Below are 10,908 nucleotides of genomic sequence, written 5' to 3'. Positions count from 1 at the left end.
GTGTCATTCAACACCCCTTTATAAAATTTTTGTATATCCTCGGCGATCTTACCCCAGGAAAAATTCTCTTCACACATTTTTCTAGCATTTGTAATAATTTTTATTTTATCAGAATCCTTTAAAATTAAAATATACTTTTTTACATTTCTGGCAAAATTTTCGAACTCGAAAAGCTTACAATTCTCGCCATCCATCATATACTCCTTGCTGCCGCCACCTGCTCTTGCTATGACAAAACTTTCGCAGCTCATGGCCTCTATGCCAACCATGCAAAACGACTCTTTGTCATTTAAAGGGATGATTGTAAAATCAAAGTCATTATATGCGGTGTGAACTTTATCTGGTGAGATATTGTCAAGAAATTCTATATTGTTTAGATTGTATTCTTTTATCTTTTTAACAAGACTTTTATAGTATTCATAATTATCTTTTCTTTTAATTATTTCACCTATTATTTTAAAATTGTACTCAGGTAAATTTTTGAATTCTCTTGCTAACTCAATCATATATTCAACATTTTTTTGACTAACTATTCTTCCTACAAAACCAATAATAATTTTTTCATCTTTTTTAAAATTGATTTTTTTAAATTTATCTACATCTACGCCATTTTTTATAACTTTATAAAATTTTGCATTAGGTAAATCCTCAAAATTCTTCATAAGAAAGTCACTACACGTTATAACAGCATCAAGCTTATCAAAATTTTTATTTTTAAAATCATAAAAATTATGCAGATGAAGGATCACTTTTATATCTTTATTCCAAGTTTTTATCTTTCTTGCTAAGCTCTCTATACCATTATGATAGTTTTGAAAATGCACAATATCAGGATTTATTTTTTTTACCTCATTAAAAACTCTGTCATTATAAGAGTAGACGTCCCAGCCTAATATCTTTTGAAAAATTCTTTTATAAATTTTTGAAAGGTGAATTCTGTGGTGATAAACACCATCTCTATATTCTTTTAATGGTAAAAATTCATCATCTATGCAAATAGTGTGAGGCTCATAAAACCAGAGCCTCTTTGCTACTTCATTTGTCCAAGTCTGAACAGCAGCACCCTTGAGCGGAGGTATGGCATAAAAATTACTTACATAAGCTACTTTTTTCATAATTCAACTAGTTCCTGTGCAAATTTTGACCACTCGTACATACCTTTTATGCTCTCTCTTGGTCTTAAATTTTCTATATTTTCTAGCGTTAAATTTATCTTTTCTATCATGTCACTTTCATCAGAAATTTTAAATTTATACCCATTTACTTCGTCTTTTATTATTTCTTTCATGCCACCATTTATGCTAACTACACAAGGTTTATTAGCAGACAATGCTTCAATTACAGTTATGCCAAAAGCCTCATGGCCGACACTCGGCTGCAGATAGACATCGCAGGCGTTATAATACTGATTCAACTCATCATGCCTGATAGCACCGACAAAAATAACTTTTTGGCTTACATTAAATTCGGTTGCTAGTTCTCTTAGGCTTTGTAAATTTTCACCATCGCCAACAAGCATAAATTTGGCGTTTTTGATCTTGTTTATATTTTTGATTATCATGCCAAAGCCTTTCCAGCCAACTACTCTACCAACGCTTCCTATCAAAATTTCATCACTCTTTACGCTAAATTTCTCTCTTATTTTTTCTTTTAGTGATGCATCTGGATAAAACTTCTCTTTATCTACACCGTTATAAACTACTTTTATCTCTCTGTCATATCTTTTTCGTAAGATGTCTGCATTTGCGTCACTCACACTAATGATCTTATCAATAAATTTAATAAAAAACCGATCAAAAAAATAAAAATCCTCTCCACCACTTACAAATATGGTCTTTAAATTTTTATCATATTTTTTAAGTAGATATGCTACAAAGAAATCAAATGGTTTATGAATAACTAAAACATCAAATTTTTGTGACTTCAAAAATTTTCTAGCATTAAAATAAAAACTAACTCTCTCAATAAATTTCCTAAATCTATTGCCTAGTTTTAAAACCTTCTCTCTTGGACAAAAGTCAAACATTTTTAGATCAATATTACTTTCTTTTAAAAAGGCTAGTACAAATTTGCCTCGTCCAGTACAAATAGTGACTTTATGGTCTTTCATAAGCTCTTTAGCCACAGAATAATAAAAAGTTTCAACACCACCTATTTTTAATGCAGTTGTTACATTGTAAAGCAGAATTTGCAAAATTTTATTCCTCGAATTAGTTTTGAGCTAATTCTATCATAAAAGCAGCTTTTATTTTGATGAGATTTAATAAAAAACAAATTTTAATCATTTTAAAGATATAATCCAGCCTAAATTTAAAAATAAAAAATAGATAAATTTAAGGTAAAAAATGTTTATAGATAGTGCAAAATTGACTCTAAGTTCGGGGCATGGTGGAGCTGGAGCTGTGAGTTTTCGTCGTGAAAAACACGTCATTTTAGGCGGTCCTGATGGCGGAGATGGCGGAGATGGCGGAGATGTTTATTTTGTTTGTGACAACAATACCCATACTTTAGCAAATTATAAGGGTAAAAGAGCTATGAAGGCTGGCAATGGTGAAGCTGGCATGGGCAAGCGAATGACTGGCAAAAAGGGCGAAAATTTAGAACTCATAGTCCCTCCTGGCACAGCTGTTTATGACGCACAGACAAATGAACTACTCTGTGATATAGTTAGCGAGGGCCAAAAGACGCTATTTTTAAAGGGCGGTAAAGGCGGACTCGGAAATTTTCACTTTAAAAGCTCTATCAATCAAGCTCCAGAATACGCACAAAAAGGCATGCCTGAAGAGAGTATTGAAGTAAGACTTGAGCTAAAGCTGATAGCTGACGTGGGACTTGTTGGCTTTCCAAATGTTGGCAAATCAACCCTCATCTCAGCCGTCTCAAACGCCAAGCCACAGATCGCAAACTACGAATTTACCACGCTTACACCAAAGCTCGGACTTGTTGAGGTTGATGAGTTTAGCGGCTTTGTCATGGCTGACATCCCTGGTATCATCGAGGGAGCGAGCGACGGACGCGGTCTTGGCGTTAAATTTCTAAAGCATATCGAGCGAAATAAAATTTTACTTTTCATGATAGACGGAGCAAACTATAGAGGTATGAGCGAGCAGTTTAGTGTGCTAAAAGAGGAGGTTGCTAAATTTTCAAGCGTGCTTGCCAGCAGGGACTATGCTATCGCGATCACCAGAGTCGATGCGGCGGAAAATTTAGATGAAAATATAAAAGAATTTATAAAATTTTTAAAGCTAAAGCCAGAGCAAAACGGTAAATTTATCTACAAACAAGATTTACTCAGCTTTGATCATTCAAAACCATATTTTATTTTGCCGATCTCATCAGCGACAAATGAGAACATCGACGAGCTTAAATTTGCACTTCTTGAGCTACTTAAAAATGAGCTTTGAGTTGCGACTTTTTAGCGCTTTGAACATAGAAATTTAAGAACATAAAATGAAGAAAATTTTTTGCATTATGCTATTTTACTTTAGCGCATATAGCTGTGATCCGGCGGATCCGGCGTATATGTTTTTGGATTACAATGACATAGATCGTGACGGCATGCTAAATTTAGATGAATGGACGGCTTGCGAGGTGCCACCAGGACTAAAAATAGCACCAGATCTATGCACTAGTGAGGAATTTAAAAGGCTGGATCTTGATCGTAGTGGCAAAGTTAACATTAATGAGCTAGGAAATTTGACATTTCAAAAGATTAACTGGCAAGAAGATCCATGCGCCTCTTGGTTGACTGGCAGTAAAAACGTAGATCAAAATAAAAGTCGTTGAAATTTAAAGGAAAAGTGATGAATGTAGTTTTTATGGGGACGCCTGATTATGCTGTTAGGATACTTAGGCATCTAAAAGAGGCTGGCTTTAACATAAAAGCAGTCTTTACCCAGCCTGATAAACCAGTTGGTAGAAAGCAGATTTTAACCCCAAGCGAGGTTAAAATTTACGCGCAAAACGAGCTAGCTGGAGTGCCAGTCCTTATGCCAAATACGCTAAAAGATGAGGCGGTAGTTGCCGAGCTAAAGGCATTTGAACCCAAATTTATCGTAGTGGCAGCTTATGGCAAAATTTTGCCGCAAAGCGTGCTTGACGTGGCGACTTGTATAAATTTACACGCCTCGATCTTGCCAAAATATAGAGGCGCAAGCCCCATTCAAAGCGCGATCCTAGCAGGCGAGAAGCAAACTGGCGTCACAGCTATGCTAATGGATGCTGGCCTTGATACTGGCGATATGCTAGACTTCATCTACACGCCTTGTGAGAGCAAGATGTCAAGCGGGCTTTTTAGTGAGCTAGGCGAGCTTGGCGGCGAGCTAATCGTAAAAGTGCTTAAAAATTTTGAAAATTTAAAGCCACAAAAACAAGACGACGCGCAGGCCTCGCACTGCAAAAAGATAAGCAAGAGCGACGGGCTTTTTAGCTTTGATGAAGAGGCGGGGCAAATTTATAATAAATTTCGCGCGCTCACACCTTGGCCAGGGCTTTATCTGGCAAGTGGGCTAAAAATTTTATCGCTTGAGCTAAGCGAAAAAAGTGGCAAAAGCGGAGAAATTTTAAGCATAGAAAAAGATCACGTTGTGGTAGCTTGCAAGGGTGGAGCGGTCAAAATTTACGAGCTTCAAGAGCCAAGCAAAAAGCCAACAAACGCAAAAGCCTATATAAATGGTAAGCGCCTTAGCGTTGGCGATGAATTAAAATAAATTTAAAGGAGCGGTTATGAAAAATGCACTTAGTATAGCAGGTGTTGATCCAAGTGGCGGAGCTGGAGTTTTAGCTGATATAAAGGTCTTTATAGCACACGGTGTATATGCGATGGGAGCGATTACGGCGGTCACTGCTCAAAATACAAAGGGTATATTTGGCATGCAACTAGTTGATACTAAGCTCATCGAGGATCAGATAAGAGCGATATTTGATGATATAAGAGTTGATGTGATAAAAATAGGCGTTGTCCCAAGCGTTGAGATAATCAAAAGCGTCGCAAAAACGCTAAGAGAGATCAAAAATTTACCGCCAGTCGTGCTTGATCCTGTAATGAGCTGTAAAAATGGCGACATCTGGCTAGAGGGAGCTGCAAAAGATGCGATCGTGGAGGAGCTATTTCCACTTGCGAGCGTGATCACGCCAAATATCTTTGAAGCGCATGAAATTTTAAAGCATGAGCTAAAGGGCGAGAGTGAGCTAAAAGAGGCTTGTAAGGATCTTTTGAAATTTGGTACAAAAAGCGTCTATCTAAAATGTGGCGAACTTAATGGCAAGTCGCTTGATATATTTTATGATGGCAGTGAATATGAAATTTTTAGTGATGAGCGCATAAAAACGACTGCAACACATGGCTCAGGCTGCTCGCTATCAAGCGCTATAGCTTCAAATTTAGCAAATGGCCAAAGCCTAAAAGAGAGCGTAAAAAATGCGCATGATTATATCTTTAATGCTATCAAAAACGCGGTTATCATCGGTGGCGGACAAAATCCGGTAAATCACTTCTATAAATTTAAGGTGTGATTTGAAAGTAGAGTTTTTTCAAAGTCTACCCTCGACACAGGAATTTTTGATAGAAGCCCTAAAAAACGGCGAGATAAAAGCTCCGTATATGGTTGTGACGTATAATCAAACCAAAGGCATCGGCAGCCGCGGCAACAGCTGGGAGGGACTTGGCGGAAATTTATTTATGTCATTTTGCATAAGCGAAGATGAGCTGCCAAGCGATATACCTCCGCCCTCGATCTCGATATATTTTTCTATGTTGATGCGTGAAGTCTTGAGCGAACTTGGCTCAAAGTGTTGGCTAAAATGGCCAAATGACTTTTATGTGGACGAGCGCAAAATAGGCGGCACTTTGACAAATAAAGTGGATGAAATTTACATTTGTGGTATGGGGATAAATTTAGCTAGCGCGCCCGAAAATGCGGGCATTTTAGACATAAAAACTAGCGTAGATGAGCTAGTTTGGGGCTTTGTTAGCATGCTTGATAAAAAGATTTTATGGAAGCCAATTTTTAGCAAATTTAGGATAGACTTTTGCAAGTCAAAAAGTTTTATTACGCATATTGCAAATAGAGCTGTTTCGCTTCAGGATGCTGAAATTTGCGAGGATGGAGCGATATTATTAAACGGGGAAAAGGTATATTCGTTAAGATGAGCGAGATAATAACAATAGCTAATCAAAAAGGCGGCGTTGGCAAGACCACAACAGCCGTAAATTTAGCCGCGTCACTGGCAGTTGCTGAGAAAAAAGTATTATTAATAGACATCGATCCGCAGGCAAATGCGACAACCGGACTTGGCTTTAGTAGAAGTGACTATGAGTTTAATATCTATCACGTCTTAACAGATAGGAAAAAGCTCTCGCAAATAGTGCTAAAAACTGAGATCCCAACTCTTTTTCTAGCTCCATCAAACATCGGACTTGTTGGCATCGAGCAAGAATTTAACGACCAGAGCAAGGACTATAAACTAATCCTTAAAAACAAAATTTCAGAAGTTATAAACGATTATGATTTTATCATCATCGATAGTCCTCCGGCACTTGGCAGCATAACGATAAATGCTCTTAGTGCAAGCGATAGTGTGATCATTCCTATTCAGTGCGAATTTTACGCGCTTGAGGGCTTAGCACAGATCCTAAACACTGTAAAGATCATCAAAAAAACGATAAATCCAAAGTTAAATATAAAGGGCTTTTTACCGACCATGTTTAGCTCGCAAAACAATCTCTCCAAAGAGACCATTGCTAATTTAAAGCAGCATTTTGAAAATAAGCTATTTAAGAGCAAAGACGGCAAAGAGGAATTTGTGGTAGTTCCAAGAAATGTTAAACTTGCTGAAAGCCCAAGTTTTGGTAAGCCAGTGATACTTTATGATATAAAATCACCAGGCTCTATCGCATATCAAAATTTGGCATATTGTATTTTAAACTAAAAAATAAGGAAAAAAATGGCTAAAAAAGGTGGATTAGGGCGTGGACTTAGCGCGATACTTGAAGATGTAGAGCAAGCCTACAGCAAAGAGATCGCAAATTTAAACGACTCTGAAATAGTCGAAGAGATAAATATAGATGAAATTTTACCAAACCCATATCAGCCAAGAATACATTTTGACGAAGAGGCCTTAAAAGAGCTAAGTGCTAGCATCAAAAGGCATGGACTGATCCAGCCAATAATCGTCATTAAAAAAGATGATGGCTATATGCTAATAGCCGGTGAGCGAAGATACCGCGCCACAAAGATGCTTGGAGCAAGTAAGATAAAGGCGATTGTTGCTGATATCAAGTCTCAAAATTTAAGAGAACTTGCGCTTATTGAAAATATTCAGCGTGAAAATTTAAATCCAATCGAACTCGCAAAGTCATACAAAGAGCTCATAAATGAGTACAAGATCACACAAGATGGCCTAGCAAACATCATCCATAAGAGCAGAACTCAGATAACAAATACGATGAGGCTTTTGCTTCTTAGCGACTATACACAAAAACTTCTACAAGAAGACAAGCTTACACAAGGCCACGCCAAAGTCATCGTAGGACTTAACAGCGAAGAAGAAAGGATGGTTGTTGATACGATCATCGGACAAAAACTAAGCGTTAGAGATACAGAGATTTTAGTAAAAAAGATAAAAAATAAGGAAGAGATAAAAGACAAAAAGCCAAAAATTTCTGAGGAAATGAGTAAAAAACTATCAAATTTACAAGAAATTTTTAAAAATTTAAAGATAAAAGCAAAAGTAAAATCTAGCAATTTAGTTTTAGAATTTAATAATATTTCACAGGTAGAAGAATTTATTGCTAGGCTAAAATAGAATTACAAATTTATTTTTATTTTTAGTAATTTATTGTAAAATCAGACTTTAATTTGAATATTAAATAAAACTTAATGATAAAATAAGGAGAGTGGATGTTAGAAATAGATGTGCCATTGATGCTTTTAACGGCTATCGTTTTCTTGGTATTGATCGTTATTTTGAATTCCTTGCTTTATAAGCCAATGCTCAAATTCATAGATGACAGAAATGCCTCTATAAAAAATGATGAAGAGAGTACTAGTAAAAATGCAAGTGATCTAAGTGTTCATGAAAAAGAGATTGAAGAGATTATATTAAACGCAAGGACTGAGGCCAATAAAATAAGGCAAGAAGCCTTAAATTTGGCAAAAGAAGAGTCTTTAAAAGAAGTAAATGCCGTAAAGAGTAGTTTAGAGGCCAATTATAATGAATTTTTAAATGCTCTAAGCTCTCAGAAAGATAACTTAAAGGCAGATCTATCAGCTAAACTACCTGAACTTAGAGCGGCTTTAAATGCCAAGCTCTCTAAAATTTAAAGGAATTTCATGAAGATAAAAATTTTATTTTTTCTAGCACTTCCATTTCTAGCTTATGCTAGTGGGCATGGCGGAACAAATTACGATATAGTAGAGAGAACGCTAAACTTCTTACTTTTCTTTGCTATTTTGGTATATTTTGCAGCTAAGCCACTAAAAGCTCTTTATCAAAGCAGAATTGACAGGATCTCAAACAAGCTTGAAAGTATCCAAGAAAAACTCCGTGATTCTAAGGCCAAAAAAGATGACGCTCTAAAACGTGTAGAAGAGGCTAAGCAAAATGCAAACTCTTTAATCGAAACTGCTAAAAAAGAGGCTTTAAATTTAGCTGCTAAGGTTAAAAAAGAGGCTCAAAATGATATCGCAAATATTGAAAAGGGTTATAAAGAGCAAAAAGAATTTGAAGAGCGCAAGATGACAAAAGGCGTTGTAAATGAAATTTTGAGCGACATTTTCTCAAGCGATAGCCTAAAAGTCGATCAAAAAGAGCTTGTAAATATCATACTTAAAAAGGTTAGCTAATGAATGAAGTAGTAGCCAAAAAATATGTTAAAGCGATCCTGAGCGATGCAAAGCCAGGTGAGCTAAATGCCTTTATCGAAAATTTAGTTGAGCTAGCTGCCGCTTTTGGAAGCGAAAAATTTAAAAGTATCATAAGCTTGCCAACTTTAAAAGCTGCAAAAAAGGTTGAATTTATACTTTCTTTAGTAAAAAATTCAGACGCCAAATTTGCAAATTTTATAAAGCTTCTTGGTGCAAATAAAAGACTAGAGCTTATCCCAGCGATCTTAAACGAGATGAAGATAGAGCAATCTTTGCTTGAAAATACATATCGTGGCGAGGTTATTGGAAATTTTGACCTAAGCGCTGAGCAGCTGAAAGCTTTGGAAGAGAATTTCTCTAAGAAATTTAACTCTAAGATCAAGCTTGATGGCTCAAAGAGCGATTACAACGGCGTAAAAGTTGAGTTAGATGATTTAGGTGTCGAGGTAAATTTCTCTATCGATAGACTAAAAAGTCAAATGAGTGAATATATATTAAAAGCAATTTAAAAAGGAGTGAAAGCGTGAGTGCAAAAATTAAAGCTGACGAAATTAGCACGATAATCAAAGAGCGTATCGAAAATTTTGATTTAAGTGTTGATGTAGAAGAGACCGGTAAAGTCATCTCAGTCGCTGATGGCGTTGCTAACGTTTATGGTTTGAAAAACGTTATGGCTGGCGAAATGGTTGAGTTTGAAAGCGGTGAAAAGGGCATGGCTCTTAACCTTGAAGAGAGCAGTGTTGGTATAGTTATCCTTGGAAAAACTAGTGGTATCACAGAAGGAAGTTCTGTAAAAAGACTTAAAAAACTTTTACGCGTTCCAGTTGGCGATGCATTGATTGGCCGTGTTGTAAATTCACTAGGTGAGCCAATTGACGCAAAAGGCCCGGTTGAAGCTACCGAATCTCGCTTTGTTGAAGAAAAAGCAAAAGGTATCATGGCTAGAAAGAGTGTTCATGAGCCACTTCAAACAGGTATTAAAGCGATCGATGCACTTGTGCCAATCGGTAGAGGACAAAGAGAACTAATCATCGGCGACCGCCAAACTGGAAAAACAACAGTTGCTATCGATACTATCATCAACCAAAAGGGTCAAGATGTTATTTGTATCTATGTAGCTATCGGTCAAAAACAATCAACCGTTGCTCAAGTCGTTAAAAAACTTGAAGAGTACGGCGCTATGGACTATACGATAGTTGTAAATGCTGGCGCTAGTGATGCAGCTGCTCTTCAATACCTTGCTCCTTATGCTGGTGTAACAATGGGTGAATATTTTAGAGATAACTCTCGCCACGCATTAATCATCTATGATGACTTGTCAAAACATGCGGTTGCTTACCGCGAGATGTCTTTGATCTTAAGAAGACCACCAGGCCGTGAAGCTTACCCAGGCGACGTTTTCTATCTTCACTCAAGACTTCTAGAAAGAGCAAGTAAGCTAAATGACGCACTAGGTGCTGGATCTTTAACGGCTCTGCCTATTATCGAGACTCAAGCGGGTGACGTTTCAGCTTATATTCCAACAAACGTTATTTCTATTACAGATGGTCAAATTTTCCTTGAGAGTGATCTATTTAACTCAGGTATCCGCCCAGCGATCAACGTTGGTCTTTCTGTTTCTCGTGTTGGTGGTGCAGCTCAGATCAAAGCTATCAAACAAGTTTCTGGCACACTAAGACTAGACCTTGCTCAGTACCGCGAACTACAAGCGTTTGCTCAATTTGCAAGCGACCTTGATGAGAGCTCCAGAAAACAACTAGAGCGTGGTCAGAAGATGGTTGAAGTACTAAAACAACCTCCATATTCTCCGCTTCCAGTTGAGAATCAAGTAGTTATCATATTTGCTGGTGCTAAGGGATATTTAGATGACGTTGCAACTGCAAATGTAACAAAATTTGAAGCTGAGCTATATCCATATATAGAGGCAAAATACCCTGAAATTTTTGAACAGATCAGAACTAAAAAAGTTCTTGATAAAGAAGTAGAAGAAATTTTACATAAAGCGTTGAAAGATTTTAAAGCGACTTTTGCCGCTAACTAG

The 10,908-nt window shown here is 36.8% G+C and carries 13 protein-coding genes; 11 read left to right on the top strand and 2 right to left on the bottom strand.

Features of this window, described 5'->3' with window-relative positions; translation table 11 throughout:
- Positions 1 to 1,115, bottom strand: a 1,115-nt coding sequence (locus CYP64_RS06475) for a glycosyltransferase (RefSeq protein ID WP_141091155.1), incomplete at its 3' end; no start/stop codon positions are given.
- A complete protein-coding gene (locus CYP64_RS06470) occupies positions 1,112 to 2,194 on the bottom strand; it encodes a glycosyltransferase family 4 protein (protein WP_103649123.1) in 1,083 nt (360 codons plus the stop codon). The genes CYP64_RS06470 and CYP64_RS06475, both read right to left, overlap by 4 nt.
- A 151-nt stretch (positions 2,195 to 2,345) precedes the next feature.
- On the opposite strand from CYP64_RS06470, the gene obgE reads away from it, so the two are divergent.
- The 11 genes from obgE (at position 2,346) to atpA (ending at position 10,908) form a co-directional block, all read left to right on the top strand.
- Complete coding sequence (gene obgE / locus CYP64_RS06465; protein ID WP_103649122.1) at positions 2,346 to 3,404, top strand: GTPase ObgE; 1,059 nt, start codon at positions 2,346 to 2,348, stop codon at positions 3,402 to 3,404.
- Positions 3,405 to 3,450: 46 nt separating this feature from the next.
- Positions 3,451 to 3,786, top strand: a complete 336-nt coding sequence (locus CYP64_RS06460; protein WP_103649121.1) for a GDP-mannose dehydrogenase — start codon at positions 3,451 to 3,453, stop codon at positions 3,784 to 3,786.
- 17 nt (positions 3,787 to 3,803) lie between these two features.
- The gene (gene fmt, locus CYP64_RS06455) at positions 3,804 to 4,709 is read left to right on the top strand and encodes a methionyl-tRNA formyltransferase (protein ID WP_103649120.1); all 906 of its coding nucleotides are present in this window, start codon (positions 3,804 to 3,806) and stop codon (positions 4,707 to 4,709) included.
- A gap of 16 nt (positions 4,710 to 4,725) precedes the next feature.
- Positions 4,726 to 5,514 (top strand): bifunctional hydroxymethylpyrimidine kinase/phosphomethylpyrimidine kinase, encoded by a 789-nt coding sequence (thiD, locus tag CYP64_RS06450; RefSeq protein WP_103649119.1) that lies wholly within the window; start codon positions 4,726 to 4,728, stop codon positions 5,512 to 5,514.
- Position 5,515: 1 nt separating this feature from the next.
- The gene (locus CYP64_RS06445) at positions 5,516 to 6,151 is read left to right on the top strand and encodes a biotin--[acetyl-CoA-carboxylase] ligase (protein WP_103649118.1); all 636 of its coding nucleotides are present in this window, start codon (positions 5,516 to 5,518) and stop codon (positions 6,149 to 6,151) included.
- On the top strand, positions 6,148 to 6,930 hold the full coding sequence (locus CYP64_RS06440; RefSeq protein WP_103648162.1) for a ParA family protein: 783 nt from the start codon (positions 6,148 to 6,150) through the stop codon (positions 6,928 to 6,930). Before CYP64_RS06445 ends, CYP64_RS06440 begins: the two co-directional genes overlap by 4 nt.
- 15 nt (positions 6,931 to 6,945) lie before the next feature.
- Positions 6,946 to 7,806, top strand: a complete 861-nt coding sequence (locus CYP64_RS06435; RefSeq protein ID WP_103649117.1) for a ParB/RepB/Spo0J family partition protein — start codon at positions 6,946 to 6,948, stop codon at positions 7,804 to 7,806.
- Between the two features lie 95 nt (positions 7,807 to 7,901).
- The gene (locus tag CYP64_RS06430) at positions 7,902 to 8,324 is read left to right on the top strand and encodes a FoF1 ATP synthase subunit B' (RefSeq protein WP_103649116.1); all 423 of its coding nucleotides are present in this window, start codon (positions 7,902 to 7,904) and stop codon (positions 8,322 to 8,324) included.
- 9 nt (positions 8,325 to 8,333) lie between these two features.
- On the top strand, positions 8,334 to 8,846 hold the full coding sequence (locus CYP64_RS06425; RefSeq protein ID WP_103649115.1) for a F0F1 ATP synthase subunit B: 513 nt from the start codon (positions 8,334 to 8,336) through the stop codon (positions 8,844 to 8,846).
- Positions 8,846 to 9,376 (top strand): F0F1 ATP synthase subunit delta, encoded by a 531-nt coding sequence (locus CYP64_RS06420; protein WP_103572130.1) that lies wholly within the window; start codon positions 8,846 to 8,848, stop codon positions 9,374 to 9,376. Before CYP64_RS06425 ends, CYP64_RS06420 begins: the two co-directional genes overlap by 1 nt.
- A 14-nt stretch (positions 9,377 to 9,390) precedes the next feature.
- Positions 9,391 to 10,908, top strand: coding sequence for a F0F1 ATP synthase subunit alpha (atpA, locus tag CYP64_RS06415; protein ID WP_103625015.1), 1,518 nt, complete (start codon positions 9,391 to 9,393; stop codon positions 10,906 to 10,908).

This window comes from Campylobacter concisus (genome assembly GCF_002913945.1).
Taxonomy (GTDB): Bacteria; Campylobacterota; Campylobacteria; order Campylobacterales; family Campylobacteraceae; genus Campylobacter_A; species Campylobacter_A concisus_P.
This window is presented reverse-complemented; position numbering and strand designations above follow the sequence as displayed.

Bases quoted from the DNA above. Each gene is read 5' to 3' on its own strand.
- obgE (WP_103649122.1), top strand. From the start codon at position 2,346: ATGTTTATAGATAGTGCAAAATTGACTCTAAGTTCGGGGCATGGTGGA.
- CYP64_RS06460 (WP_103649121.1), top strand. From the start codon at position 3,451: ATGAAGAAAATTTTTTGCATTATGCTATTTTACTTTAGCGCATATAGC.
- fmt (WP_103649120.1), top strand. From the start codon at position 3,804: ATGAATGTAGTTTTTATGGGGACGCCTGATTATGCTGTTAGGATACTT.
- thiD (WP_103649119.1), top strand. From the start codon at position 4,726: ATGAAAAATGCACTTAGTATAGCAGGTGTTGATCCAAGTGGCGGAGCT.
- CYP64_RS06440 (WP_103648162.1), top strand. From the start codon at position 6,148: ATGAGCGAGATAATAACAATAGCTAATCAAAAAGGCGGCGTTGGCAAG.
- CYP64_RS06435 (WP_103649117.1), top strand. From the start codon at position 6,946: ATGGCTAAAAAAGGTGGATTAGGGCGTGGACTTAGCGCGATACTTGAA.
- CYP64_RS06430 (WP_103649116.1), top strand. From the start codon at position 7,902: ATGTTAGAAATAGATGTGCCATTGATGCTTTTAACGGCTATCGTTTTC.
- CYP64_RS06425 (WP_103649115.1), top strand. From the start codon at position 8,334: ATGAAGATAAAAATTTTATTTTTTCTAGCACTTCCATTTCTAGCTTAT.
- CYP64_RS06420 (WP_103572130.1), top strand. From the start codon at position 8,846: ATGAATGAAGTAGTAGCCAAAAAATATGTTAAAGCGATCCTGAGCGAT.